This window comes from Streptosporangium oxazolinicum, from assembly GCF_039537505.1.
GTDB classification, from domain to species: Bacteria; Actinomycetota; Actinomycetes; order Streptosporangiales; family Streptosporangiaceae; genus Streptosporangium; species Streptosporangium oxazolinicum.
Genome location: NZ_BAABAQ010000002.1, coordinates 541828 through 567753 on the forward strand (window position 1 = coordinate 541828; position 25926 = coordinate 567753).

A 25926-nucleotide genomic window follows, 5' to 3' on the forward strand; every position below is an offset into this window, starting at 1 on the left:
ATTAACGGCTTACTGCCAGCACCGCGAATCGGGGAAACAACTCAAATCACATCTAGGGGGTCAATGCATACCTTGACCACCTCGGGAGCCTTGCGCGCGGAGCGTACTCCGGCGGCCCCTTTCAGCGCCGTGGCCAGTGCCGATCCGGACGCCCTCGCGATCCGCACCATGGCGCGTTCCCGCACTTGATCGCCCTTGGGGGAGTCGACGGGGACGGGACCGAGCACCTGTGCCTCAGGCGGCAGGATCATCTCGCCGATCATTTCCCTGACCGAGGCCGGAGATCCGGTGAGTGTCGCCATTCTCACCGCGGGGGGGAAACCGAGTTCTGTCCTGTCGGCCAGTTCTCTCTCGGCATGGTTCACCGGATCCCAGCGCAGCAGAGCCTGTACGGCGGCCAGTGAGGAGTCGGCCAGCACGACCAGTTCGGCGGAGGTCCGCAGCAGGGCCGCCGCGTTCATCCACCGGCGCAGCGTCTCCTCGGCGGCGCGCAGGTCCGGCCGGCCGAGCAGTGCCCAGCCGTCCAGCAGCACCGCCGCCGCGTACCCGCCCTCGGGCACCGGCTCGGCTCCCGGGGTGGCCACCACCAGGGCGCGGCCCGCGCCGACCGTGGCGAGCACCCCGTCCCTGCCCGACGTCCTGACCGGCACCGAGGGGAAGGCCCGCCCCAGCTCCTCGGCCGTACGGCGGGCACCGACCACCAGGGCACGCACCTGGGCGCCCCCGCAGGACGGGCAGCGCCAGTCACCCGCGATCCGGCCGCACCAGCGGCAGTACGGGGCCACGTGGCCGCCGCGCAGCGCGAACGGGCCGCCGCAGTGCCCGCAGCGGGCCGGTGTCCGGCAGCTCCGGCAGGCCAGCGCGGGCAGGTAGCCCCGCCGGGGGACCTGCACCAGCACGGGGCCGGTCTCCAGCCCGGCGCGCAGGGTCCGCCAGGCGAGGCTGGGCAGCCGGGCGGCCCTGGCCGCCTCGTCCCTGGCCAGCTCCGAGTCCTCCCCCGCCGGGCGGACCCTCGGCGCCCTGGCCCTGACCGTCTCGCGGGCCGCGACGATCGGCCCGGCCCAGCCCGCCGCGACGAGCTGGGTGGCCTCGGCCGTACGGGCGTATCCCCCGATGAGCAGGCCCGCCCGCGCCCGGTGGGCGCGCAGGGCGAGAACCTCCCTGGCGTGCGGATAGGGGGCGAGCCGCTCGGAGTGCAGATCGTCGCCGTCGTCCCAGATGACCGCGAGCCCGAGATCCCTGACCGGGGCGAACGCCGCGCCCCTGGTCCCGGCCGCGACCCGCGCCTGCCCCCTGACCACCCGCAGCCACCGCCGGTAGCGCTCGGCGGGCCCGAGGTCGGCCGTGAGCGCCACGTGCGCGCCGGGCTCCAGGACGGCGCTCAGGGCCGCGTCGAGCAGGGCCACGTCCTTGCCGTCGGGAAGCACCACGAGGGCTCCCCTGCCCCCGCGCAGGGTCTCCCGGACGGCAACCGCGACCGCCTCCGGCCACCCCGGCCCGTTCTCCCCGGTTCCGGGCAGGGCGGTCCACACCGCGCGGGGGGAGCCTCCCCGGGCCAGGGCCGCCAGGAACGCCTCCCCCTCCAGGTAGTCCGCCCACGGCCCGGGGCCCGTTCCCATCTCCCGCGCAGGGTCCTCGGGGACCGGGGCGGGGGCCTCGGCCTCGACCCTGGCGTGGCGGGGCGGGACGGCCAGGCGCAGGACGTCGGCCATGGTCCCGGCGTAGTGGTCGGCCACCGCGCGGGCCAGCGCGGCGATCTCCGGGGTGAGCACGGGCTCGGCGGAGACGATCCTCTCCAGGCGGGTGAGTTTGCCCTCGTGCTCGGTGGTCTCCGCCCGTTCCAGCAGGAACCCGTCGACGAGCTTGCCCGCGAACCGGACCCGGACCCGGGTCCCCGGCACGGCGGCGGCGTCCAGGGGGGCGGGGACGAGATAGTCGAACAGCCGGTCGAGGTGCGGCAGCGGCGTGTCGACGACGACCCGCGCGACCGGCAGCTCGGCGGCCGGCTCCGGCACCCCCCTGACCGGCTCGGCCACCTCCGCCGCCCTGGCCGTCCTCGCGGCCCTGACGACCCCGGCCTGCCCGGCCCGCCTGACGACCTTGCCGGTGCCGCCCCGCGCCCTCGCGGGACCGCCGGGCGCGGGCCGCTCACGGACGGCGTCGAGCGGCAGCAGGGCGTCGTCGTCCGGCGAGGGGCTGGCGTGGGTCACCCACCTGTCCTACCAGACCCGGGCACCCACCCAGACGACGGCGGGGAAGGCGAGCCGGTCCCGGACCGGGAAGAGCCCGTGGGCGGGCCGGTCTTGGGCCGGGAGTCCGAAGGGCGGATCAGTCCCAGATCGGGACGACTCCGAAGAACAGCCCGGTCCCGGGTCGAGAGGACGGGAGACGGGTCCGGCCGGACGGAGGCTCGACTCGCCACCCGGCCGCGAACCGCCAGAGCGGTCGTCCGGAGTAGAGGCGTCAGATGGAGCGGCGGTAGGTCCAGCGTCCGCCGAGCAGGGTGCCGAGGATCGGCATGCGGCGCAGGCCGTCCCCGTCCAGCCCGGCCGGATCGTACTCGGTGATCACCAGGTCGGCGGGGTCGCCGGGACGCACTCCCGCGCGTCCCCTGGCGGCCGCCGCGAGCGCCACCGGCAGCGGGATCGCCTGCTCAGGGTGCCACGGCGGCCGGTCGTCGTCGGTCCTGGCCACCGCCGAGGCGATCCCGTCCCAGGGGTCGAGCGGCGCCACCGGGGCGTCGGAGCCCAGCTCGATGACGGCTCCGGCCGCCAGCAGGTCGGCGTAGGCGAAGGCCCTGCCGGTCCGCCCCGACCAGTGCAGGTCGGCCACGTCGCGGTCGTCGGGCGCGTGGGCGGGTTGCACGCCCGCGACCAGGCCGGGCCTGGCGAACCTCCCGAAGTCCTCCGGGCGGACCAGCTGCGCGTGCTCGATCCTCCCCGGGCAGCCGGTCCGCTCGAAGGCGTCCAGCGCGATGCCCACCGCCAGGTCGCCGATCGCGTGCACCGCCGGGTCGATCCCGTGCCCGGCGGCCAGGGCCATGACGCCGTACAGCTCCTCCGGCGCCGTCTCCAGCAGCCCGCGCGCGTCGCCGCCGGGGTACGGGTCCGCGCAGTAGGCGGTCCTGGTGTTGAGTGACCCGTCCACGAACGTCTTGACCGGGCCGACCTCCAGCAGGCCCCCCGTACCGGCGACGGGCTCGCCGGTACGCAGCCCTCGGCCGATCGCCTCCTCCAGCCGGTTCACCGGGATCGAGCAGCCGACCCGGACGTCGATCCGCTCCGACCGGACCCGCCGGGTCCAGTCGGTGACGTTGTCGGCGAACTCGAAGTCCAGTACGCCGACGACGCCCCTGGCCGCGGCGGCGGTGGTGGCCTCGGCCACCCAGCGGTCCAGCTCCTCCTCGGGCGGCGGGGGCATCTCCGCCATCGCGTCGTAGCAGTCGCGCTCGCGCAGCACCCCCGTCGGGTGCCCGCCCCTGCCGATCGCCGCCAGCGCGGCCGGGCTGAACCAGGCGGTGTGCAGATCATTGCTGACCAGGACGATCGGCCGGTCGGGCGCCGCCGCCTGGAGCAGCGACTTGTGCGGCGTGTCCGGCCACAGGCCGTCGCGGAAGCCGTAGCCGACCGTGAAGCCGGACGCGCCGGAGGCACCGGCACCGGAGAAGGGGGCGACGAGGCCGACCGCCTCCCGCGCCGACCGCGCCGAGGTCAGGTCGATCCTGCGCCGGGCCTGCGCCCACTGCGCGGAGTGCACGTGCGCGTCCCACAGGCCCGGCAGGAGGGTGCCGCCCCCGGCGTCGACGGACTCGTCACAGGGGGGCGGTTCCGCGGCCACCTCCGCGACCCGGCCGCCGACGATCAGGACGTGGCGGAGCGGGCCGCCGGGACCCAGCCGCGCGTTGCGCAGCAACAGGCGAGAAGACGGTGAGGACATGAGGCAGAGATTAGGCGGACCCGCGGCCGCGTGCGAGGGAGCGGAGGGCTCCGATCCACGCGGGGCGGGGCCGGGCCCCGCCTCGGCGACCGCCTCGGGCGAGCAACCAGAGCAGGAACGGCGCGCCGAGCGCCCCGGTGACCACCCCGACCGGCAGCTCGGTCCCGGGGACCAGCCTGCGCGCGACCAGGTCGGCCCCCAGCACGACGAGGGCCCCCGCGAACGCGGAGGCGACCGGGGTCGGCCCCGCGGTACGGGCCAGCCGCTGGGCGATCTGGGGCGCGGCCAGGGCGACGAACGCGATCGGACCGGCAGCGGCGGTGCCGAAGGCGACCAGGCCGACGCCGACGAGGAGCATGAGCGGCCGGGCGCGCCGTACCGGGGTGCCGAGCCCCAGGGCGACGTCGTCGCCGAGCTGCAGCGCGCGGGTCCAGCGACCGAGCAGCAGCGCGGCGGGCGCGAGGACCGCCAGGGCGAGCGCGAGCGGGACCACCCGATCCCAGCTCTGGCCGTTGAGGTTGCCGACGAGCCAGCCCAGCGCCGCGTGCGCCTGGAAGAGCTCCGAGGTGACGATGAGGTAGTCCGTCGCGCTGGTGCACATCCACGAGACGCCGATGCCGACGAGCACGATCCGGTAACCGGTGATCCCGCCCCTCCACGACAGCAGGTAGACCAGCAGGGCGGTGAGCACGGCTCCGGTGAACCCCAGGAACTGGCTCCCCAGGCCGCCCAGCCCGAGGACGATCCCCGCGACCACCGCCGTACCGGCGCCCTCGGTGATGCCGATCATGTCGGGGCTCGCCAGCGGGTTGCGGGTCATGGTCTGGAACAGGGCGCCCGACAGGCCGAAGGCGGCGCCCACCAGCAGCCCGGCCAGCGCCCTGGGCAGGCGCAGTTCCCGTACGACGAACAGGGTGCCCTGGTCGGCCGAACCCCACAGCGCCCCTACGACCTCGGTGACGGTGAGCGGGAAGTCGCCGACGCCGATGCCGAGGCAGAGGACGAGGAAGGTCGCGGCGGCCAGGACCAGGCACACGGCCAGGAGCCGGGGACGCACCACCCAGGAGACGGGCGGCGAGGCCAGGCGGACGGTGAGGTTGTCGACCATGGGGGGCACGGCTAGATCTCCGCGAGACGGCGACGACGGACCAGCGCGACGAAGAAGGGCCCGCCGATGAAGGCGACGATGAGACCGGCCTGGATCTCGGCCGGTGGCGCGATCATCCGCCCGGCGATGTCGGCGGCCAGCAGCAGGCACGGTGCCAGCAGCATCGACAGGGGCAGCAGCCACCGGTGGTCGGTCTCGGCGCCGCCGTACCGCGCGAAGACCCGCGCGACGTGCGGCACCACCAGGCCGACGAAGACGACGGGGCCGATGACGGCCACCGCCCCGCCGGTCAGCAGCGTGACGGCCACGGCCCCCTGGAACCTGACCAGGCCCACCCTGCGGCCGAGCGCGGTGGCGATGTCGTCACCGAGGGCGATGCTGTTCAGCGCGGGCGCCGAGGCGAGGGCCAGGAGGGTCCCGGCCGCGAGGAACGGCAGGATCTGGAGCAGGACCTGGGTGTTCTGCCCGGCCAGCGACCCCGCCGACCAGAAGCGGTACCGGTTGAGCGACTCGGGGTCGATCAGCACGATGGCGCTGGTCAGGGAGCTGAGCATGAAGGTGACCGCGACACCGGCCAGGGCGAGCTTGACCGGTGTCGTGCCGCCGGGTCCCAGGCCGCTCAGCAGGTAGACCACGACGCTGGCGGTCAGCGCGCCCGCGAAGGCGAACCAGATGAAACCGGCGATCGTCGCGATGCCCAGCAGGGCGACCGACAGCACGACGGCGAAGGCGGCACCGGCGCTGACGCCGAGCAGTCCCGGATCGGCGAGCGGGTTGCGGGTCAGGGCCTGCATCAGCGCGCCGGACAGGCCGAGCGCCGCCCCGGCGAGCAGGCCGAGCAGCGTTCTCGGTACGCGGACCGACCACACGATGTTCTCGACCCCCGCGTCCCGCGCGTGGCCGGACAGCGCCTCCAGCACCTGGCCCGGCGGGATCTGACGGGCGCCGAGCGCCAGCGACAGCAGGCAGAGAACGGCGAGGACCCCCAGCGCCGCCACCAGGGCGGCGAGCGGACGTCTCACGGTCCCGGTGACCGGGCTGTTCGATTTAACGGTCACAGGGCCGTTCGGCGTTTCGGTGACCGGACCGTTCGGGGTGCCGGTCACTGTGCGGGCTTGACCTCGGTCGCCGGGTCCCCGTCCACGGCGTCCGCGAGCTGCGGGACCAGCCTGTCGAGCAGGTAGGGCAGGCTGAGCACCGAGACGAAGGAGACGGCGTTGCCGTAGGCGGTGCCCTCGGCGATGATGACCTCGCGTCCCTCCTTGACCACCCCGAGGTCGGCGTACACCTTGTCGGCGTGGAGCTTGGCCCGTTCGGTCTCGGCGTTGGCGACGGACCAGACGATCACGTCGGTGTCGAGCAGGTCCAGGCGCTCACGGCTGATGCTGGCGCCGAACTTGTCGCCGATCACGTTGTCCAGGTCGGCGGGGAGGGCGAAGCCGAGCGAGGTGAGCAGGCGGGAGCGGGGGTCCTCGGAGCCGAAGACGAAGTAGCCCTCGTACGGGGTGGCCATCAGCCCGCTCGCCCCCTTGAACTCGGGGTGCGCCGCCACGTCGGCGGCGATGCGGGCGTCGAGCTCCGCCACGAGCCTGTCGGCCTCCTCCGCCTTGCCGACCGCCTGGCCCGCCTTGCGGGTCAGCTCCTGCCAGGGGATCCCGAAGTCGGAGTACTCCTTGGGCTGCGCCACGGTGGGGGCGATCTTCGACAGGGTGTCGTACTGCTCCTGGGTCAGCCCCGAGTACAGTCCCAGGATCAGGTCGGGCCGGAGGGCGGCGATCTTCTCGAACTGCGGGCCGCCACCGGTGTCCTTGAGCACCTCCGGCACCGCCGCGCTCCCCAGCTCCTCCTTGGCCCACGGTCCCACGGCGCCGGGGTAGCCGCCGAACCACTCGGTGGTGGCGACCGGGACGACGCCGAGGGCCAGCAGGGCGTCCTGGTCGGTCAGCCCCACCGTGACGATCCGCTTCGGCGCCGCCTTGATCGTGGTGCTGGCGTACTTGTGCGCGATGGTGACGGGGAAGGCCGACGCGGCCCCCTGGGTGCTCTGCCCGGTGGCCTGCCCGGTGCCCGCCGGCTCGGCCGAGGTCGTGGACGAGCCGGATCCGCATCCCGCCGCGGAGATCAGCAGCGCGATCGACGCGAGGGCGCCGGCGAGACGCAGGGGCAGTACGCGGGCCATCGGTAGTCCTTTTTGTACTAGAAGCCGTACTTTTTCAGCTTAAGCAACGCTTAGGGTTGCCTAACCTAAATGAGTTGTCAAGTCGGGAACACGGCCCTCACCAGCAAAGATCAAAAAACGGGGTACATACCCCTTCGGCGTTCGTTTCCAGCAGGCGTGCCGGGACGCCGCACCCGGCGGGAAACGACGGCCTCGAGGCCCGCGGGCGGCGCGCGTCCGCACCGGAGCGGATCAGGCCGGCGGGAGGCCGGCCGCGACAACGGCCTCGGGACTTTCCACGAAGACCCGGAAAATCCCCGGATCACCGCACACCGTGTCCGTCACCTCCCAAGGCGGCCGAACTCCCGTCCGGTTGTCGGGCACGTTCCCTTACCAAATACGCATCACTGAGATGGCTTCGTCCCCGCACCCGGAAAGGCTCCGAGAACAGGGATCCGACCCGCCGAACCGCTAATCCGAGCCGCTTTCCGTTTGTTGCTGCCGACAATCCGGAAAGGGCCGGGACACCGTTCGACGACCTGTCTCCCGGAGATCTCGCGGACCTGTTCCCCGAACTCGACGAGCGTGACGCGATCGCCTCCGACCTGGGGAAAAGCACCGAATATCCGGGACGCGCCCTCATCGGAACGGGTTGTCCGGCGGAAACGCGGATCGCCGCCGCGAACGAACTCCAAGGGGGAGACTCGGCTCCCCCGCTCACTTCGAGAGGCCGTCGCCCCCGCGACCGTTGTCCGGCATCTCGCCGGGCGGGACGGAGCGGGGAACGCGAACGGCCCCCGTGAGCGAACTCACGGGGGCCGTCGGGAAACGCGGTGCGGGTCAGAGACCGGCGGCGCTGCGCAGGGCGTCGGAGCGGTCGGTGGACTCCCAGGAGAAGCCCTCGCGGCCGAAGTGACCGTACGCGGAGGTGCCCGAGTAGATCGGGCGGAGCAGGTCGAGGTCGCGGATGATCGCGGCCGGGCGCAGGTCGAAGACCTCCAGCACGGCCTGCTGGATCTTCTCGACGTCGGTCTTCTCGGTGCCGAAGGTCTCGACGAACACGCCGACCGGGTGAGCCTTGCCGATGGCGTAGGCGACCTGGACCTCGGCGCGGTCGGCCAGACCGGCGGCCACGATGTTCTTCGCGACCCAGCGCATGGCGTAGGCGGCCGAGCGGTCGACCTTGGACGGGTCCTTGCCGGAGAAGGCGCCGCCACCGTGGCGGGACATGCCGCCGTAGGTGTCAACGATGATCTTGCGGCCGGTCAGGCCGGCGTCGCCCATCGGGCCGCCGATCTCGAAGCGGCCGGTCGGGTTGACCAGGAGGCGGTAACCCTCGGTGGTGATCTCCAGGTCGGCCAGGATCGGGTCGACCACGTGCTCCTTGATGTCGGGAGCGAGCATCTCCTTGAGGTCGATCTCGGCCGCGTGCTGGGTGGAGACCACCACGGTGTCGAGCCGGACGGGCGTGTCGCCCTCGTACTCGACGGTGACCTGGGTCTTGCCGTCGGGACGCAGGTAGGGGACCGTGCCGTCCTTGCGGACCTGCGACAGGCGCTCGGCGAGGCGGTGCGCCAGCTGGATCGGCAGCGGCATCAGCTCGGGGGTCTCGCGGCAGGCGTAGCCGAACATCAGACCCTGGTCACCGGCGCCCTGGCGGTCGAGCTCGTCGCCGGCCTCGCCCTCGCGGTTCTCGTAGGCGTCGTCGACGCCCTGGGCGATGTCGGGCGACTGCGCTCCGATGGACACCGACACGCCACAGGAGGCGCCGTCGAAGCCCTTGTGCGAGGCGTCGTAACCGATCTCGAGGATCTTCTCCCGGATGAGACCGGGAATGTCGACGTAGGTCTCCGTCGTCACCTCTCCGGCGACGTGGACCTGACCGGTGGTGATCAGCGTCTCGACCGCGACGCGACTCTTGGGGTCACCCTTGAGCATGGCGTCGAGAATCGCGTCACTGATCTGGTCGGCGATCTTGTCCGGGTGGCCCTCTGTGACCGACTCGGAGGTGAACAGGCGACGGGACAAGTCAGTGGCTCCTCATGCAGCGGCTGCTGGCGTTGGGGGCTCTGGCATCGGCGGACACCAGTAGCGCTCCGGCGAATTCTAGCCCCACCTGATGTGGAGCCGTGAAACCGTCTCAGATCATGTCACTTTAAAGTCTCGGATCGCGTACGGAAAAGAGCTCTGTCGCGAGGAAATCCGGGCTCGAAACGCACGCGACCGCGATGCGAGGAGGGTTCGATCGCGACACGAGGAGCAATCACACCAAAACGGTATTTAGGTCACAAATCAGGCAGTGGGTCGGGGGGGAGCGTCTCGGGGGCGAAGACCTCGGCGTCAGCGGCGGCGACCACCGCGGCGTACTCCTCGTCGATCTCGAACACCATGCCGCCGAGCTCGATGGCCGCGCCCGCGGAGAACTCCAGCGGGCCGAGCCGGGTGCGCCGGGAGTGGGTGGCGTACACCGAGGTCGGCGCGTCGCGGTCGAAGAACTTGGTGGACATCACGCAGATGGTGCGGTCGGTGACCACGATGAGGAAGGCCGCCATGCCCGGGGTGCCCACCGACAGCGCCGGCAGGACGTAGTGGATCTCCTCACCCGGGGGGAGCAGCGCCCGGCATCGAGCCCTGACGGCGGCGGCGACCGGCATGATCGAAACCCCTCCCAGCCGCGACATTGCAGGCCATCTCGGAGGCAGTATCCGCCGGGAGGTGGCCCGCGGCAAGGGGTCAGACCAGGCGCGCGGCGACAAGGTCCCAGACCGTGTCGGCGAGGGCCTCCTTGGGGCCGCGCGGGATGTCGACCGGCTCCCCGCCGGCGACCAGGACCACGGCCGCGTTGTCGGGCGTGCCGAAGGCGAGACCGTCGCCGACCTGGTTCACGACGAGCAGGTCGCAGCCCTTGCGGGCGAGCTTGGCCCGCCCGTTGGCGAGGACGTCGTCGGTCTCGGCCGCGAATCCCGCGATCACCCGTGGGTACGGCTTGAGACCCTCGCGGCGCCGCTCACCCAGCTCCGCCAGAATGTCGGGATTTTTCACGAGATGAATGGCGGCAGGCTCGTCGGCGGTTTTCTTGATCTTCGATTCGCTCCGCGCCGAGGGCCGGAAGTCGGCGACGGCGGCGGCCATGACCACAGCGTCGGCGCCCTCCACCGCGTCGAGCACGGCGGCGCGCAACTCCAGGGCCGACTCGACCCGGACGACCTTCGCCCCCGCCGGGTCGGGCAGGCCGACGTTGGCGGCCACCAGGGTGACCTCGGCCCCCCGGGCGACGGCCGTACGGGCCAGCGCGTAGCCCTGCAGACCCGAGGAGCGGTTGCCGATGAAGCGGACCGGGTCGATGGCCTCGCGGGTGCCCCCGGCGGAGATCACCAGACGGCGACCGGCCAGGTCGGCCGGGCGTCCGGCGATGACGCGGCGGCAGACCTCGAAGATCTCCTTCGGGTCCGGCAGCCGGCCGGGGCCGGTGTCGGCACCGGTCAGGCGGCCCACCGCGGGGTCCACGACGATCGAGCCGCGCTCGCGGAGCGTGGCCACGTTGGCGCGGGTCGCGGGGTGCTCCCACATCTCGGTGTGCATCGCCGGGGCGAACACCACCGGGCAGCGCGCGGTGAGCAGGGTGTTGGTCAGCAGGTCGCCCGCCAGCCCGTGGGCGGCCTTGGCGAGCACGTCGGCGGTGGCCGGCGCGACGACCACCAGGTCGGCGCCCTGCCCGATGCGGACGTGCGGCACCTCGTGCACGGACTCCCAGACGTCGGTCGTGACCGGGTTGCCGGACAGCGCGGCCCAGGTCGGCTCACCGACGAAGCGGAGCGCCTCCTTTGTCGGGACCACGCGCACGTCGTGGCCCGACTCGGTGAACAGGCGCAGCAACTCGCACGCCTTGTAGGCGGCGATGCCCGCGCTCACACCGAGGACGACCCTGGGCCTGCCGGGAGACCCGGCCTCTTCTGGGGCCCGCACGAGGTGGTTCAGCCCTCGATCGGCTCGGAGGTGAGCAGGCCCTCGCTGACCTCGCGCAGCGCGATGGACAGCGGCTTCTCCTGCGCGTGGGTCTCGACGAGCGGGCCGACGTACTCGAGCAGGCCCTCCCCGAGCTGGGAGTAGTAGGCGTTGATCTGACGCGCCCGCTTGGAGCCGAAGATCACGAGACTGTACTTGCTGTCGACGATGTCGAGCAGGGCGTCGATCGACGGGTTGGTGATGCCTTCGGAGTAGGCGGCGCTGGTTGCCACGTGTGATTTCCCCTAGCTAGGTGAACGTCCGAGGCTCGAATCCTCGGGAGCATCAGCCAATAAGGCTATCAGCCGATGGCATACGCCCTGGACGGACGTGTTGACGAGGGTCAGGTCGAACTCCTGCTCGGCCGCCATCTCGATCCGGCCGGCCGCCAGGCGGCGGGCGATGACGTCCTCGGGCTCGGTGCCCCGGCCGCGCAGGCGCTTCTCCAGCTCCCCCCAGGTCGGGGGGGCGAGGAAGACCAGCAGGGCCTCGGGCATGGTCGCGCGGACCTGCCTGGCGCCCTGGAGGTCGATCTCCAGCAGCGTGGGCACCCCGGCCTCGAGCTTCTCGATCACGGGGCCGCGCGGGGTTCCGTACCGGTTGCCGGCGAACTCGGCCCATTCCAGCAGCTCGCCCGAGGCGGCGAGGCGGTCGAACTCCTCGTCGTCGGCGAAGAAGTACTCGACGCCGTGGGTCTCCCCCGGACGGGGCTTCCTGGTGGTCACCGAGACCGACAGCCACACCTCCGGGTGTGCCCGCCGAAGCTCGGCGACGACCGTGGACTTGCCGACGCCCGACGGCCCGGACAGGACCGTCAGGCGCTTACCGGCCGGGAGCCCGGGGAAGGCTCGCGCCCCCTCCGGACTTCCGGCCGAGGATGTGGAGCGACCGGCTCCGCCCTCGGCGGTTGCCTCCGGAGTCCGACTCTCGTCGGACCACGACGTTCCGGTCACTCCAAACCCCCCGTGATGCCGTCCCCCATGCGGGGCGAGCGTGGTCGTATGAACCGAGATTAGCTCTCGGCCCCGCCGAACTCACGCTCGAGCGAAGCTCGCTGGTTCGTACCCAGGCCCCGCACGCGGCGGGACTCTGCGATTCCAAGCCGCTCCATGAGCTGCTTGGCGCGGACCTTGCCCACGCCGGGAAGCGACTCGAGAAGGGCCGAAACCTTCATCTTGCCGATGACGTCGTCGGCCTGCCCGTCTTTGAGCACCTCAGCCAGAGAGACCGCACCGTGCTTCAGGCGGTTCTTCACCTCGGCACGCTCTCGGCGGGCCTTGGCAGCCTTCTCTAGGGCTGCGGCGCGCTGCTCAGGGGTAAGGGGAGGAAGAGCCACGCCGGGTCACCTCGAATTTCCTGTCGATGTACTCGGACGGGAAGGGAAACTAGCTGGTCATGGCGCTTCAAGCAACGTCAAGGCCACTTTATCCCCCTAGAAAATCTACTTCGTGACTTTGTGTGATCATCGCGTCGCTCTACGTTGACAAAACTGCTCTCAGCGCCGAGTTTTCAGGGGTTGTCTCACCCGCGACGCCCGGCAGTCTTCCGCGCCTTCCCACACCCGGAACCGGGTGGTTCCCGGCGTTACCCGCCACGCGACGCCCGGCGCTCTCCGCGCCCCGGCCCTCGCGACGCCCGGCGGTTCCGGGGACACGCCCCGCGCGGCACCGGACGACCTCCCGGACCGTGTCCCGGACCACGTCTCGGACCGCGTGCCGCGCGACGCCCGGCGCATTCCCCGGACCGCTCCACACGCGGCACACGGCACCCGGCGCGATCCCCGGACCACGTCCCGCGCACTCCCCGGACCGCGCCACACCCCGACGCCCGGCACATCCCCCGGGCCGCGGGTCACACCTGGTGCCCCGTGGCGGCGGAGACGCGCCGGAGGGCGGCGGCGATGCCCGCGGCCGTCGCGCCGGGGTCGGCGGAGCCGGTGATCGGGCGGCCGATCACGAGGAGGTCGGCTCCGTCGGCCAGCGCCTGCTCGGGAGTCGCTACTCTTGCCTGGTCCTGGCTCGCGGCGCCGGCGGGGCGGACACCGGGGGTGATGAGGGTGATGCCGGGACCGACCTCGGCGCGCACCGCGGCGACCTCGCGCGGCGAGCAGACGAGGGCCTGGGCGCCCGCGGCGACGGCGAGCGCCGACAGGCGGCGTACGGCGTCCTCCGAGGGGCCGTCGATGCCCACCCGCTCCAGGTCGGCCTCCGAGAGCGAGGTGAGCAGCGTCACCGCCGCGATCTGGGTGTTGGGCACGGCCTCCACGGCCGCCCGGATCATCGCGGGGCCGCCGGCGGCGTGGACGGTCAGGATGGCGGGCTTGAGCCGGGCCACGGCCCTGGCGGCGCCCGCGACGGTGTTGGGGATGTCGTGGAGCTTCAGGTCGAGGAAGACCCGCACTCCGCTCGCCCCTCGGACGGAGGCGATCACGTCGGGGCCGTAGCGGAGGTAGAGTTCCAGCCCGACCTTGACGGTGGTGACGTGCGGGGTCACCAGGCTCGCCCAGTGGGCCGCGGTCTCAAGGTCTGGCGCGTCCAGGGCGACGGCGATGGGTGCGGGCCTCACAGGGAACTCTCCTCAAGATCTATCCGGTGCCGGGTGGACGCCCCCGGCGGGCGGTGGGCCAGCCCGACCGCGTCGGCCAGCCGGTGGAACCCCCGGGCCGCCAGGAGCTCCTCCAGCTCGCGGAGGATGCGCAGGCAGGCGTAGGGGTCGTGGAACAGCGCCGTCCCCACGGCGACGACGCAGGCGCCGGCGAGGATGAGCTCGAAGGCGTCCCTGCCGGTCAGCACGCCGCCCATGCCGATGATGGGCACGCTGGGCAGGGCCGCGTGGACCTGCCACACGCAGCGTACGGCCAGGGGCCGGATGGCCGGTCCCGAGAGTCCTCCGGTGACCGCAGCGAGGGCGGGCCGCATGGCTTCGGTGTCGATGCTCATGCCGAGCGGGTTGTTGATCATCGAGAGGGCGTCGGCGCCTCCGTCCACGCACGCGCGGGCGACGCTCACGATGTCCACGACGTCCGGGGAGAGCTTGGCCACCACGGGCACGTCGTAGCGCATGACCGAGCGCACCGAGGCGATCACCTCGGCGGAGGCCGCGCCGTCGCGGGCGAAGACCCGGCCGCGGTCCTCGATGTTGGGGCAGGACAGGTTGACCTCCACGGCGGTGACGCCGGGAGCGTCGGTGAGCCTGCGGGCCAGCGCGGTGTACTCGGCCACGGTGCCGCCGCCGATGGACACCACGGTCCGCACGCCCCGCTGGGACAGCCAGGGCAGCTCGCGCTCCAGGAAGGCGTCCACGCCCGGCCCCTGGAGCCCGACGGCGTTAAGCATGCCCGAGGGCGTCTCGGCCATCCTGGGGGTCGGCCGGCCCGCCCTGGGGGCCATCGTGATCGACCGGGTGGTCAGCGCGCCGATCCTGGACAGGTCGAAGAACTGGGCGAGCTCGGAACCCGACGCCGCGCATCCGGCGGCCGTGGTGACGGGGTTGACCAGCTCCACGTGCCCCAGGTACGTCCGCATGTCAACCGGCATTCCGCGTTCCCCCACCGGGTGCTCCCAGCGCGTCGAACGGGATCGTGCCGACGTCGTCGAAGCGGACGCGCTCGCCCCTGAAGACCGGTCCTTCGACGCACGAGCGGACCATCCGGGTTACACCGTCGTCCCCGATGACCGGCAGCACGCACGTCATGCACACGCCGATCCCGCACGCCATCCCCTCCTCGACGGCCACCTGGACGGGGATGTCGAACTCGACCGCCACCGCGGTGACGCCGCGCAGCACCGGCATCGGGCCGCAGGCGTAGACGGCGTCGGCCCGCACGTCGGCGATCACTCCGGGCAGCACGTCGGTCACCCGGCCGCGCATGCCCAGGGAGCCGTCCTCGGTGGTCAGCGTGGTGGTCTCCCCCATCCTCCTGGCCCGCAGGGCGCCGAACACCCGGTCGGCGGAGGTCGCGCCGAGGACGAAGTCGACGCGGCAGCCGCGCCCCTGGAGGGCGTCGGCCACGGTGAACAGCGTCGCCGAGCCGTGTTCTGCACCGACCAGGACGCAGGTCACCGGGTCCCTGGGCAGCGGGAACGGGCGGCCGAGCGGGCCCACCAGGTCGAGGGTGTCGCGGGCGCGGCGCTCGGCCAGCCAGGCCGTGCCGGGACCCCGTACGGAGAAGACGAACTCGACCGTGCCCCCGTAGTCGGGCTTGACGTCGTGCACGAAGAAGGCGCGGCGCGTCAGCATCGACGTCCGCGCCCCGCCGACGGCCACCCCGACGAAGTGACCGGGCCGGAAGCGCTCGGCGATGCCGGGCGCCACCACGGTCAGCGCATGATAGGCGTCGACGCGGCGCGTCGTCAGCACCGTGCCGGTCACCTGCACCGGGGTAACAGGCGTCTCCCTCACCTCCGCTCAGGCACCGGCCCCGCTCCTCAGCCGCTCCGCAAACGCTTCGCGTGCTCCTGGAGGGACCGTACGCCGATGTCGCCGCGGACGATCGCCTGGATGCCCTGTACGGCCGCGGCGAGCCCCTGGACGGTGGTGATGCAGGGGATGGCGCGCAGCACCGCGGCGGTACGGATCTCGTAGCCGTCCAGGCGCGGCCCCGACTGGCCGGGACTGCCGAAGGGGGTGTTGACGATGAGGTCCACCTCCCCGTCCAGGATGCGCCGGACGATGGTCTGTTCGCCCTCGGGGCCGGTCCCCTCGCTGTGCTTGCGCACGATCTTGGCATGGACGCCGTTGCGGCGCAGTACTTCGGCGGTGCCCTCGGTGGCGAGGATCTCGAAACCGAGGTCGGCGAGGGCCTTGACCGGGAAGATCATGGCGCGTTTGTCGCGGTTGGCCACCGAGACGAACGCCCGGCCCTTGGTGGGCAGCGAGCCGTACGCGGCGGCCTGCGACTTGGCGTAGGCGGTGCCGAAGAACTCGTCGATGCCCATGACCTCGCCGGTGGAGCGCATCTCGGGGCTGAGCACGATGTCCACGCCGCGGAACCGGTTGAACGGCAGCACGGCCTCCTTGACCGCGATGGGCGCGTCCAGCGGCATGGTGCCGCCGTCGCCGGTCGCGGGCAGCAGGCCCTCGGCGCGCAGCCCGGCCACCGTGGCGCCCATCATCACCCTGGCCGCCGCCTTGGCCAGCGGCACCGCCGTGGCCTTGGAGACGAACGGGACCGTACGGCTGGCGCGGGGGTTGGCCTCCAGGACGTACAGGATGTTGGCCGACATGGCGTACTGCACGTTGAGCAGGCCGCGTACGCCCACTCCCCTGGCGATGGCCTCGGTGGCGGCGCGGATGCGCTTGATGTCGTAGCCGCCCAGCGTCATCGGCGGCAGCGAGCACGCCGAGTCGCCGGAGTGGATCCCGGCCTCCTCGATGTGCTCCATCACGCCGCCGAGGTAGAGTTCCTCGCCGTCGAACAGGGCGTCGACGTCGATCTCCACGGCCTCGTCGAGGAACTTGTCCACCAGCACCGGGTGGTCGCTGGCCGCGCCCGCCTTGGCCATGTAGGAGATCAGGGTGTCGTCGTCGTAGACGATGGCCATCCCGGCGCCGCCCAGCACGTAGGAGGGGCGCACCAGCACCGGGTAGCCGATCTCGGCGGCGATGGCCAGCGCCTCGTCCTCCGTCACCGCGACGCCGTGTTTGGGCGCGGGCAGGCCCGCCTCGGCGAGGACCCTGCCGAACGCGCCGCGCTCCTCGGCGAGGTGGATCGACTCGGGCGAGGTGCCGACGATCGGGACCCCGGCGTCCTTGAGCGACTGGGCCAGGCCGAGCGGGGTCTGGCCGCCGAGCTGGACGATGACGCCCACCACGGGGCCGGTCTGCTGCTCGGCGTGGACGACCTCCAGGACGTCCTCCAGGGTGAGCGGCTCGAAGTAGAGGCGGTCGGAGGTGTCGTAGTCGGTGGAGACCGTCTCGGGGTTGCAGTTGATCATGACGGTCTCGTATCCGGCCGCCGACAGCTCGAAGGAGGCGTGCACGCACGCGTAGTCGAACTCGATGCCCTGGCCGATCCTGTTGGGCCCCGACCCGAGGATGAGGACCTTGGGACGCTCCCCGTGGGGGACCTCGGTCTCCTCGTCGTAGGTGGAGTACAGGTAGGGGGTCTGGGCGGCGAACTCGGCGGCGCAGGTGTCGACGGTGTTGTAGACCGGCCGGACGCCGAGCGCGTGGCGCAGGTCGCGCACCCTCGGCTCGGTCATGCCGCGCAGCTCGGCGATCTGCGCGTCGCTGAAGCCGTACCGCTTGACCCGGATCAGCATCTCCGCGGTCAGCTGCGGCGCCTCGCGCAGTTCGGTGGCCACCTCGTCGATCGCGATGAGCTGGTCGAGGAACCACGGGTCGACGGAGGTGGCCCGCGACAGCTCTTCGATCGTGGCCCCGGCGCGGATGGCCTGCTGCATGGTGAACAGCCGCCCGTCGTGCGGGACGCGGCAGGCGGCCAGGAGCTCGTCCCTGTCGCCCGGCTCCCCCGCCCAGCTGAAGGAGGCGCCCTTCTTCTCCAGCGAGCGCAGGGCCTTCTGCAGGGCCTCCGGGAAGGACCGGCCGATCGCCATCGCCTCGCCCACCGACTTCATGTGGGTGGTGAGGGTCCGGTCGGCCCCGGTGAACTTCTCGAACGCGAACCTCGGCACCTTGACCACGACGTAGTCGAGCGAGGGCTCGAACGACGCCGGGGTCTCCTTCGTGATGTCGTTGGGGATCTCGTCCAGGGTGTAGCCGATGGCCAGCTTGGCGGCGATCTTCGCGATCGGGAAGCCGGTGGCCTTGGACGCGAGCGCCGAGGAGCGCGAGACGCGGGGGTTCATCTCGATGACGACCATGCGGCCGGTACGCGGGTCGACGGCGAACTGGATGTTGCAGCCGCCGGTGTCGACGCCGACCTCGCGGATGACCGCGATGGCCACGTCGCGCATGTTCTGGTATTCGCGGTCGGTCAGCGTCAGCGCGGGGGCCACGGTGACGCTGTCGCCGGTGTGCACGCCCATCGGGTCGATGTTCTCGATCGAGCAGACGATCACCACGTTGTCGGCCCGGTCGCGCATGACCTCCAGTTCGTACTCCTTCCAGCCGAGGATGGACTCCTCCAGGAGCACCTCGGTGGTCGGCGAGGCGTCGAGGCCCGCCCCGGCGATGCGGCGCAGCCCCTCCTCGTCGTGCGCGAAGCCCGAGCCGACCCCGCCCATGGTGAAGGAGGGCCGCACCACCAGCGGGTAGCCCAGCTCGCCCGCGGCGGCCACGCACTCGTCCATGGTGTGGCAGACGAACGAGCGCGCCGACTCGGCGTTGAGGCCGCGTTCGGCGGCGACCTTGGCCACGATGCCCTTGAACAGCTCGCGGTTCTCGCCCGCCTGGATGGCGTCGACGTCGGCGCCGATCAGCTCGACCTCGTAGCGCTCCAGGACCCCGGCCTCGTACAGGGAGATCGCGGTGTTCAGCGCGGTCTGCCCGCCCAGGGTGGGCAGCAGCGCGTCGGGCCGCTCCTTGGCGATGATCTTCTCGACGATGTCGGGGGTGATGGGCTCGACGTAGGTGGCGTCCGCGAACTCGGGGTCGGTCATGATGGTCGCCGGGTTGCTGTTGACGAGGATCACGCGGAAGCCCTCGGCACGCAGCACGCGGCAGGCCTGGGTGCCCGAGTAGTCGAACTCGCAGGCCTGGCCGATCACGATCGGCCCTGAGCCGATCACCATGATCGACTGGATGTCCGTGCGCTTAGGCACCCTTGCTTCCCTCCGTGCTCGTACTCATGGTCGCTCCGCCCGGGGCCGCGCCCGTGTTAGCGCTCACCTCGCTGACCGTTCCCCGCCCGCCCGCCATCAACGCGCAGAAGTCGTCGAACAGGCCGGCCGAGTCGTGCGGGCCCGCCGCGGCCTCGGGGTGGTACTGGACGCTGAACGCGGGGCGGTCCAGCAGCCGCAGCCCCTCGACGCAGTCGTCGTTGAGGTTGACGTGGCTGACCTCCGCCGGTCCGTACGGCGTGTCGAACACGCCCTCCAGCGGCGCGCGCACCGCGAAGCCGTGGTTGTGCGCGGAGATCTCCACCTTGCCGGTGCCGCGGTGCTGCACCGGCTGGTTGACGCCGCGGTGGCCGTAGCGCAGCTTGTAGGTGCCCAGCCCCAGCGCCCGCCCGAAGAGCTGGTTGCCGAAGCAGATGCCGAAGAAGGGGACACCCGCGTCGAGGACGCCGCGAAGCGCCTTGACCGGGCCGTCCGCGGTGGCGGGGTCGCCGGGGCCGTTGGAGAAGAACACCCCGTCGGGGCCGAGCGCGAGGATCTCCTCGGCGGTGACGGAGGCGGGCAGCACGTGCACCTCGCAGCCGCGCTCGGCCATCCGGTGCGGCGTCATCGCCTTGATGCCGAGATCGACGGCGGCCACGGTGAAGCGCCTGGGACCGATCGCGGGCACGACGTACGGCTTCGGGGTGGAGACCTCCCCGGCCAGGTCGGCGCCCTCCATCGCGGGGCTGCCGAGCACCCGCTCCAGCAGCTCCTCGACCGGCGCCAGGGCCTTGCCGGAGAAGACCCCGGCCCGCATCGCCCCCCGCTCCCGCAGGTGGCGGGTGAGGGCGCGGGTGCCGGTGATGGCGATGCCGACGACGCCCTGCTCCCTGAGGTAGTCGTCCAGGGAACGGGTGGATCGCCAGTTGGAGGCCGTCCGGGCGGGCTCGCGGACCACGTATCCGGCCACCCACACCCGCGACGACTCCGGATCCTCGTCGTTGACCCCGGTGTTCCCGATGTGGGGCGCGGTCATCGCGACGATCTGGCGGTGGTACGACGGGTCGGTCAGCGTCTCCTGGTAGCCGGTCATCCCGGTGTTGAAGACCATCTCGCCGAAGGTCTCGCCCTCGGCGCCGTAAGGGGTCCCGTGGAAGACGCGTCCGTCTTCCAGCACTAGCACTGCGGTCACTCACACACCCCGATCATCTCGGTTACAGCTCCGCAAAGTATGAAATATCCGGCACGTTGGGTCGCCGTCCCCTCGCCGGACGGGACGCCCCCGCGTCCCGGGGAGGGAAAGGAGAAGGTATCCGACGCGGTCCGCGCGGCGGCCGGCCGGGCGCGCCGGGCGCGTCGGAGGAGGATCCTCACGTGAGCTTTCCGTCCAGGACGGTCGGCCTGCCGCGCAGGAAGGTCGCGACGACGCGGCCGGGCAGGGTCAGGCCCTGGTAGGGCGTGTTGCGGCTCCTGGAAGCGTAGCCCGACGGGTCGACCTCGGCACGCACCGACGGGTCGTAGAGGGTGATGTTGGCCGGGGCCCCGGCCTCGATCGGCCGCCCGTGGTCCTGGAGCCTGCCGATCCTGGCCGGGGCGAGGGACATGCGCTCGGCGACACCGGCCCAGTCGAGCAGGCCCGTGTCGACCATCGCCTCCTGGACCACGGCCAGCGCCGTCTCCAGGCCGATCATGCCCATCGCGGCGGCGGCCCACTCGGTCTCCTTGTCCTCGACCGGGTGCGGGGCGTGGTCGGTGGCCACGCAGTCGATCGTGCCGTCGGCCAGGGCCTCGCGCAGCGCCTCGACGTCCGCGCGGGTGCGCAGCGGCGGGTTCACCTTGTAGATCGGGTTGTAGGAGCCGACCGGGGAGTCCTCGACCAGGTCGTCGGTGAGGAGCAGGTGGTGCGGGGTCACCTCGGCGGTGACGTCCCAGCCCTTGGACTTGGCCCAGCGGATGATCTCCACGGAACCGGCCGTGGAGACGTGGCAGACGTGCAGGCGCGAGCCGACGTGAGCGGCGAGCAGGCAGTCGCGGGCGATGATCGCCTCCTCGGCGACCGCGGGCCACCCGGTCAGGCCGAGCCGCCCCGAGACCGCGCCCTCGTTCATCTGCGCGCCCTCGGTCAGGCGCGGCTCCTGGGCGTGCTGGGCGACGACGCCGTCGAACGCCTTGACGTACTCCAGGGCGCGGCGCATGAGCACCGCGTCGGAGACGCACTTGCCGTCGTCGGAGAAGACCCGGACCCGCGCGGCGGAGTCGGCCATCGCGCCGAGTTCGGCGAGGCGCTCGCCGCCCAGGCCGACGGTGACGGCGCCGACGGGCCGCACGTCGCAGTGGCCCGCCTCCTGGCCCAGGCGCCAGACCTGCTCGACGACGCCCGCGGTGTCGGCGACCGGCTCGGTGTTGGCCATGGCGTGCACGGCGGTGTAGCCGCCGAGGGCGGCGGCGCGGGTGCCGGTGGCGACGGTCTCGGCGTCCTCGCGGCCCGGCTCGCGCAGGTGGGTGTGCAGGTCGACCAGGCCGGGCAGGGCGATCAGCCCCTCGGCCTCGACGGTCTCCCCGCCGGTCAGCCCCTGGCCGATCTCCACCAGGAGGCCGTCGCGGATCAGGATGTCGGCCGGGTCGCCGCCGAGGATCCTGGCGCCCCTGATGACGATGCCGTCACGCGTGGCCCCGATGCGGTCGTTCATCAGATCTCTCCCCGGAGGTCGGCGCCGCCAAGCAGCAGGTACAGGACGGCCATGCGTGCGGTCACCCCGTTGGCGACCTGCTCGACGATCGTCGAGCGCGGCGAGTCGGCCACCTCGGCCGCGATCTCCATGCCCCGGTTCATCGGGCCGGGGTGCATCACGATGGCGTGGTCGGGCATCTTGGCGACGCGGTCGCGGTCGAGCCCGTAGCGGCGGCTGTACTCCCGCTCGGTGGGGAAGAACGCCGCGTTCATGCGCTCGCGCTGCACGCGCAGCATCATCACCACGTCGGACTTGGGCAGCACCGCGTCGAGGTCGTACGAGACCTCGCACGGCCAGGAGCCGACCTGGACCGGGAACAGGGTCGGCGGGGCGACCAGGGTCACCTCGGCGCCGAGCGTGGCCAGCAGCAGCACGTTGGAGCGGGCCACCCGGCTGTGCAGCACGTCGCCGACGATGGTGACCTTCCTGCCGTCCAGCGGGCCCAGGCGGCGGCGCATGGTGAAGGCGTCGAGCAGGGCCTGGGTGGGGTGCTCGTGGGTGCCGTCGCCGGCGTTGACGACGCTGCCGCGCACCCAGCCGGCCAGCCGGTGCGGCGCGCCCGAGGCGCTGTGGCGGATGACGACGGCGTCGGCGCCCATCGCCTCCAGGGTGAGCGCGGTGTCCTTGAGCGACTCGCCCTTGGAGACGCTGGAACCCTTGGCGGAGAAGTTGATGACGTCGGCCGACAGGCGCTTGGCGGCGGCCTCGAAGGAGATCCTGGTCCGGGTGGAGTCCTCGAAGAAGAGGTTCACCACCGTGCGGCCCCGCAGGGTGGGGAGCTTCTTGATGGAACGTTCCGAGATCTTCGCCAGTTCGTCGGCGGTGTCCAGGATGAGCAGGGCGTCGTCGCGGGTCAGGTCGGCCGCGGAGATCAGGTGCCGTTTCACCGGTCGTCCTCCTTCAGCAGCAGGACGGCGTCGCTGCCGTCGTTCTCCTCCAGGTAGACCTTGACGCTCTCGGACTTGGAGGTCGGCAGGTTCTTGCCCACGTAGTCGGGGCGGATGGGCAGCTCGCGGTGGCCCCGGTCGACCAGGGCGGCGAGCTGCACGGCCTGCGGGCGGCCCAGGTCGTTGAGGGCGTCGAGGGCGGCGCGGACGGTGCGGCCCGAGTAGAGGACGTCGTCGACGAGGACGACCACCCTGCCGTCGATGCCGTCGGCGGGCAGCTCGGTGCGGCCCAGCGCGCGGGCGGGGCGCAGCCGGAGGTCGTCGCGGTACATCGTGACGTCGAGGGAGCCGACGGGGACCGTGCGGCCCTCGAACTGCTTGATGTGGGCGGCCAGGCGGCGGGCCAGGTGGACGCCGCGGGTGGGAATGCCCAGGAGGACGACGTTCTCGCCGCCCTTGGTCCGCTCAAGGATCTCGTGGGAGATGCGGATCAGAGCCCGGTTGATGTCGGACTGCTCAAGGACGGCGTGGGCGCCGCCCTGCGCATGCGGTAGCGCACGCGAATTGGCCTCGGCCAAGGAGGAACACCACCTTTCCCGCCTCACGGGACGGGTCTTAAAGGAAGTCAACGACTTCAAGGTACCAGCCGGGTGACGGTTCACCCGAAGAGGGGGTCAGCTCCGCGAACACCGCGGATCCACCCCGGTAACCTTCTCGAAAGTGCATGAATATCACGATCTTCGCTGACTTCCCCTTGGTCTTCCGGGTATGCGCCTCACATCCGCACCACGGCGAAGCATGACGACCACGCCCCGGGCGCAGCCGTCCCGGTGGGCCCGCCACCAGCCGCGAAGGAAGAGAAATGGCCTTTCACGTCGACTCCGAGGTCGGCCGGCTCCGCCAGGTCCTGCTGCACAGGCCCGAACTCGCCCTGAAACGGCTCACCCCGTCGAACAAGGACGACTTCCTCTTCGACGACGTGCTGTGGGTGCAGCGCGCCGTGGAGGAGCACGAGGAGTGGCAGAGGCTCCTGGTCGACCAGGGCGTCACCGTCCACATGCTCTCCGACCTGCTCCACGAGACGGTCGAGATCCCCGAGGCGCGCAGGCACATCCTGGACGGCATCGCCGACGAGCGCTACTTCGGCCCGATGGCCGTCGACGCCGTCCGCAACGCGCTCGACGCGATGGACTCCGTCACGCTCAAGCGCTATCTCACCGGGGGCATCACCAAGCGCGAGCTGGTGGACATGGGCACCGACCCCAAGAGCCTCGCCTTCCACACGCTCAGGCCGGACGACTTCGTGCTGCCCCCGCTGCCCAACCACCTGTTCACCCGCGACACCTCCTGCTGGATCTACGACGGCGTCTCGATCAACGCGATGAAGAAGAAGGCCCGCCGCCGCGAGACCGTCAACATGGAGGCGATCTACCGCTACCACCCGGTCTTCGCGCCCGGCTACGACCGGCCGGACGAGGGCGGCTACAACGTCTGGATGCCCGGGACCCCCGCGGCGCCCGCCACCATCGAGGGCGGCGACGTGCTCGTCATCGGCCGGGGCGCGGTGCTGGTGGGGATCAGCGAGCGCACCCAGCCCCAGGCGGTCGAGATGCTCGCGCGGAGCCTGTTCAAGCGGGGGGCGGCGACGAGGATCGTCGCGCTGGACATGCCGAAGGCGCGGGCCTTCATGCACCTGGACACGGTCATGACCAACGTGGACGTCGGCGTCTTCACCAAGTTCGCGGGGCTGGGCATGCTGCCCTCCTACACGGTCGAGCCCGGCGACAACGAGAAGGAACTCAAGATCACCGACCATCCCCCCGAGGACATGCACCGGGCCATCGCGCGGGCGATCGGGCTGGACGACATCAAGGTCCTCACCCCGACGCAGGACGTGTACGCCTCCGAGCGGGAACAGTGGGATGACGGCTGCAACGTGCTGGCCCTGCGTCCCGGCGTGGTGGTGGCCTACGAGCGCAACACGACCACCAACAACCACCTGCGCGAGAACGGGATCGAGGTCATCACGATCCGGGGCAGCGAGCTCGGTCGGGGCCGGGGCGGCCCGCGCTGCATGAGCTGCCCGCTCGAACGCGACGGCATCTGAGCCCTTCCCCAGGGAGCCCGGGTCCTCCGGGAGCCTGCGCGGAGGGCCCGGCCGTGAGGAACGTGTCCCCGGCCCGGATCACCGGGCGTGCGTATACGCCTTAAGACGCCGGAGACGCGGGTCGGGACGGCGCTCGCGGGCTCCGGGCGGCACACGAGGTACACAGGGGCACACAAGGGCACATAGGGGCATACGGGGACATGTGGGAACACCGCCGATCCCCGTCTCCGGCCGGACGGGACCGTCGCACCGGGTATTTCCCGCCGACGTGTCGTTCAAGATCATACGCCCGTCGCCGCGCCCGGTGACGCCACCGCCCGGACATCCTCCAGAAGATGCGGGAATCCGGCGAAAGTCCCGAAAAAACCGGAGGTTTCGCGATCCCAAGTAGGACAAGCGTGGCGTTTGAGGCGGACCCCACCGGACCGGATTCGACATCTTTTTTCCAATCAGCTTGACCTTAGGCGCCCACAGCTTTACCGTCACTGTCCGTAACCACACCTCGTGGCGTTATCGGGTGAACCCTGACGCACCGGTCACCGAAGGTGCCTACCCCAGGCACCAACCCGGTGAACTGGGCATAAGTTGCGAGGTAGCACAATCAAGTTGAGAGCACTACATAACAGAGCCGGGGGGCCACACCATGCCGTCTGAGTACGCCAAGTCGCTGGGTGCACGACTCCGCGCCATTCGCACCCAGCAGGGCCTGTCCCTGCACGGAGTCGAAGAGAAGTCCCGTGGGCGCTGGAAGGCGGTCGTCGTCGGCTCCTACGAGCGTGGCGACCGTGCTGTCACCGTGCAGAAGCTTGCCGAACTGGCTGATTTCTACGGGGTGCCGGTCTCGGAATTGCTGCCGGGAGGGGCCGCTCCGAGCCCCCTCGGCCCGACACCGAAGCTTGTGATCGACCTTGAGCGTCTTGCCCAGCTCCCCAAGGAGAAGGCAGGCGCGCTCGCCCGCTACGCGGCCACCATCCAGAGCCAGCGTGGCGACTACAACGGCAAGGTGCTGTCCATCCGCCAGGAGGACCTCCGCTCCCTCGCCGTGATATACGACAAGTCCCCCAGTGAGCTCACCGAGGAGCTCATCAGCTGGGGTGTCCTGGACCCGGAGGCTCGCCGAGCCGTCGAGTCCTTCTGACGACCCCTGACCGGTCGTGGGTGCGCCGGAACCGGCGTGCCCACCCCGCAGATAATCTTGCTCTCAGCAGAAACGTGCGTCTCGTCCCGCCCCGGGCTACAGCCGTTGTGGTAGGAAAAGGCAAACATGCGTTT

Annotated in this window: 21 protein-coding genes; 2 read left to right on the forward strand and 19 right to left on the reverse strand. The window is 71.6% G+C overall.

The features are described from left to right. Positions 1 to 41: 41 nt before the first annotated feature. The 19 genes from ABD817_RS07385 to pyrR all read right to left on the reverse strand — a co-directional run bounded on the left by ABD817_RS07385 (position 42) and on the right by pyrR (position 23125). On the reverse strand, positions 42 to 2210 hold the full coding sequence (locus tag ABD817_RS07385; RefSeq protein WP_344916337.1) for a primosomal protein N': 2169 nt from the start codon (positions 2208 to 2210) through the stop codon (positions 42 to 44). A 253-nt stretch (positions 2211 to 2463) separates the two neighbouring features. Beyond that, entirely contained in the window at positions 2464 to 3936 is a 1473-nt protein-coding gene (locus tag ABD817_RS07390; protein ID WP_344916339.1) for an amidohydrolase, read from the reverse strand. 10 nt (positions 3937 to 3946) lie between these two features. Beyond that, positions 3947 to 5044 carry a FecCD family ABC transporter permease gene (locus tag ABD817_RS07395; protein WP_344917229.1) on the reverse strand — a complete coding sequence of 366 codons (1098 nt, stop codon included), beginning with the start codon at positions 5042 to 5044 and terminating at the stop codon, positions 3947 to 3949. An 11-nt stretch (positions 5045 to 5055) separates the two neighbouring features. After that, entirely contained in the window at positions 5056 to 6066 is a 1011-nt protein-coding gene (locus ABD817_RS07400; RefSeq protein WP_344916341.1) for a FecCD family ABC transporter permease, read from the reverse strand. Between the two features lie 80 nt (positions 6067 to 6146). Beyond that, positions 6147 to 7223: an iron-siderophore ABC transporter substrate-binding protein gene (locus tag ABD817_RS07405; protein WP_344916343.1), complete on the reverse strand. Its 1077-nt coding sequence runs from the start codon at positions 7221 to 7223 to the stop codon at positions 6147 to 6149. An 819-nt stretch (positions 7224 to 8042) separates the two neighbouring features. Continuing rightward, positions 8043 to 9230 carry a methionine adenosyltransferase gene (gene metK / locus ABD817_RS07410; protein ID WP_344916345.1) on the reverse strand — a complete coding sequence of 396 codons (1188 nt, stop codon included), beginning with the start codon at positions 9228 to 9230 and terminating at the stop codon, positions 8043 to 8045. Between the two features lie 257 nt (positions 9231 to 9487). Then, on the reverse strand, positions 9488 to 9856 hold the full coding sequence (locus ABD817_RS07415; protein WP_344916347.1) for a hypothetical protein: 369 nt from the start codon (positions 9854 to 9856) through the stop codon (positions 9488 to 9490). A gap of 79 nt (positions 9857 to 9935) precedes the next feature. After that, positions 9936 to 11168 carry a bifunctional phosphopantothenoylcysteine decarboxylase/phosphopantothenate--cysteine ligase CoaBC gene (coaBC, locus tag ABD817_RS07420; RefSeq protein WP_344916349.1) on the reverse strand — a complete coding sequence of 411 codons (1233 nt, stop codon included), beginning with the start codon at positions 11166 to 11168 and terminating at the stop codon, positions 9936 to 9938. Positions 11169 to 11176: 8 nt separating this feature from the next. Next, a complete protein-coding gene (gene rpoZ / locus ABD817_RS07425; RefSeq protein WP_030909981.1) occupies positions 11177 to 11440 on the reverse strand; it encodes a DNA-directed RNA polymerase subunit omega in 264 nt (87 codons plus the stop codon). Positions 11441 to 11452: 12 nt separating this feature from the next. Next, positions 11453 to 12025 (reverse strand): guanylate kinase, encoded by a 573-nt coding sequence (gene gmk / locus ABD817_RS07430; RefSeq protein WP_344917232.1) that lies wholly within the window; start codon positions 12023 to 12025, stop codon positions 11453 to 11455. A 194-nt stretch (positions 12026 to 12219) separates the two neighbouring features. Beyond that, a complete protein-coding gene (gene mihF, locus ABD817_RS07435; protein ID WP_030909986.1) occupies positions 12220 to 12543 on the reverse strand; it encodes an integration host factor, actinobacterial type in 324 nt (107 codons plus the stop codon). Positions 12544 to 13058: 515 nt separating this feature from the next. After that, positions 13059 to 13772 carry an orotidine-5'-phosphate decarboxylase gene (gene pyrF, locus ABD817_RS07440; protein WP_344916352.1) on the reverse strand — a complete coding sequence of 238 codons (714 nt, stop codon included), beginning with the start codon at positions 13770 to 13772 and terminating at the stop codon, positions 13059 to 13061. Next, complete coding sequence (locus ABD817_RS07445) at positions 13769 to 14743, reverse strand: dihydroorotate dehydrogenase (protein WP_344916354.1); 975 nt, start codon at positions 14741 to 14743, stop codon at positions 13769 to 13771. Before ABD817_RS07445 ends, pyrF begins: the two co-directional genes overlap by 4 nt. Then, positions 14733 to 15584, reverse strand: coding sequence for a dihydroorotate dehydrogenase electron transfer subunit (locus tag ABD817_RS07450; RefSeq protein ID WP_344917234.1), 852 nt, complete (start codon positions 15582 to 15584; stop codon positions 14733 to 14735). The genes ABD817_RS07445 and ABD817_RS07450 overlap by 11 nt, the downstream gene beginning before the upstream one ends. 50 nt (positions 15585 to 15634) lie before the next feature. Further along, positions 15635 to 18931, reverse strand: coding sequence for a carbamoyl-phosphate synthase large subunit (gene carB, locus ABD817_RS07455; RefSeq protein ID WP_344916356.1), 3297 nt, complete (start codon positions 18929 to 18931; stop codon positions 15635 to 15637). Then, a complete protein-coding gene (gene carA, locus ABD817_RS07460) occupies positions 18924 to 20120 on the reverse strand; it encodes a glutamine-hydrolyzing carbamoyl-phosphate synthase small subunit (protein WP_344916358.1) in 1197 nt (398 codons plus the stop codon). Before carA ends, carB begins: the two co-directional genes overlap by 8 nt. A 178-nt stretch (positions 20121 to 20298) precedes the next feature. Next, positions 20299 to 21618, reverse strand: a complete 1320-nt coding sequence (locus ABD817_RS07465) for a dihydroorotase (protein WP_344916361.1) — start codon at positions 21616 to 21618, stop codon at positions 20299 to 20301. Continuing rightward, positions 21618 to 22547, reverse strand: coding sequence for an aspartate carbamoyltransferase catalytic subunit (locus tag ABD817_RS07470; RefSeq protein WP_344916363.1), 930 nt, complete (start codon positions 22545 to 22547; stop codon positions 21618 to 21620). Before ABD817_RS07470 ends, ABD817_RS07465 begins: the two co-directional genes overlap by 1 nt. Then, positions 22544 to 23125 carry a bifunctional pyr operon transcriptional regulator/uracil phosphoribosyltransferase PyrR gene (gene pyrR / locus ABD817_RS07475; RefSeq protein WP_344916365.1) on the reverse strand — a complete coding sequence of 194 codons (582 nt, stop codon included), beginning with the start codon at positions 23123 to 23125 and terminating at the stop codon, positions 22544 to 22546. The genes ABD817_RS07470 and pyrR overlap by 4 nt, the downstream gene beginning before the upstream one ends. 284 nt (positions 23126 to 23409) lie before the next feature. Between pyrR and ABD817_RS07480 the strand changes: the two genes are divergently transcribed. Next, positions 23410 to 24654, forward strand: coding sequence for an arginine deiminase (locus tag ABD817_RS07480; protein ID WP_344916367.1), 1245 nt, complete (start codon positions 23410 to 23412; stop codon positions 24652 to 24654). A gap of 643 nt (positions 24655 to 25297) precedes the next feature. Beyond that, on the forward strand, positions 25298 to 25792 hold the full coding sequence (bldD, locus tag ABD817_RS07485; protein ID WP_329424589.1) for a transcriptional regulator BldD: 495 nt from the start codon (positions 25298 to 25300) through the stop codon (positions 25790 to 25792). The last annotated feature ends 134 nt before the right edge of the window (positions 25793 to 25926 follow it).

Excerpts from the sequence above, each read along its gene's own strand:
- ABD817_RS07415 (WP_344916347.1), bottom strand. The coding sequence starts at position 9,856 with ATGCCGGTCGCCGCCGCCGTCAGGGCTCGATGCCGGGCGCTGCTCCCC.
- ABD817_RS07480 (WP_344916367.1), top strand. The coding sequence starts at position 23,410 with ATGGCCTTTCACGTCGACTCCGAGGTCGGCCGGCTCCGCCAGGTCCTG.
- ABD817_RS07465 (WP_344916361.1), bottom strand. The coding sequence starts at position 21,618 with ATGAACGACCGCATCGGGGCCACGCGTGACGGCATCGTCATCAGGGGC.
- ABD817_RS07395 (WP_344917229.1), bottom strand. The coding sequence starts at position 5,044 with ATGGTCGACAACCTCACCGTCCGCCTGGCCTCGCCGCCCGTCTCCTGG.
- ABD817_RS07405 (WP_344916343.1), bottom strand. The coding sequence starts at position 7,223 with ATGGCCCGCGTACTGCCCCTGCGTCTCGCCGGCGCCCTCGCGTCGATC.
- ABD817_RS07390 (WP_344916339.1), bottom strand. The coding sequence starts at position 3,936 with ATGTCCTCACCGTCTTCTCGCCTGTTGCTGCGCAACGCGCGGCTGGGT.
- ABD817_RS07445 (WP_344916354.1), bottom strand. The coding sequence starts at position 14,743 with ATGCCGGTTGACATGCGGACGTACCTGGGGCACGTGGAGCTGGTCAAC.
- bldD (WP_329424589.1), top strand. The coding sequence starts at position 25,298 with ATGCCGTCTGAGTACGCCAAGTCGCTGGGTGCACGACTCCGCGCCATT.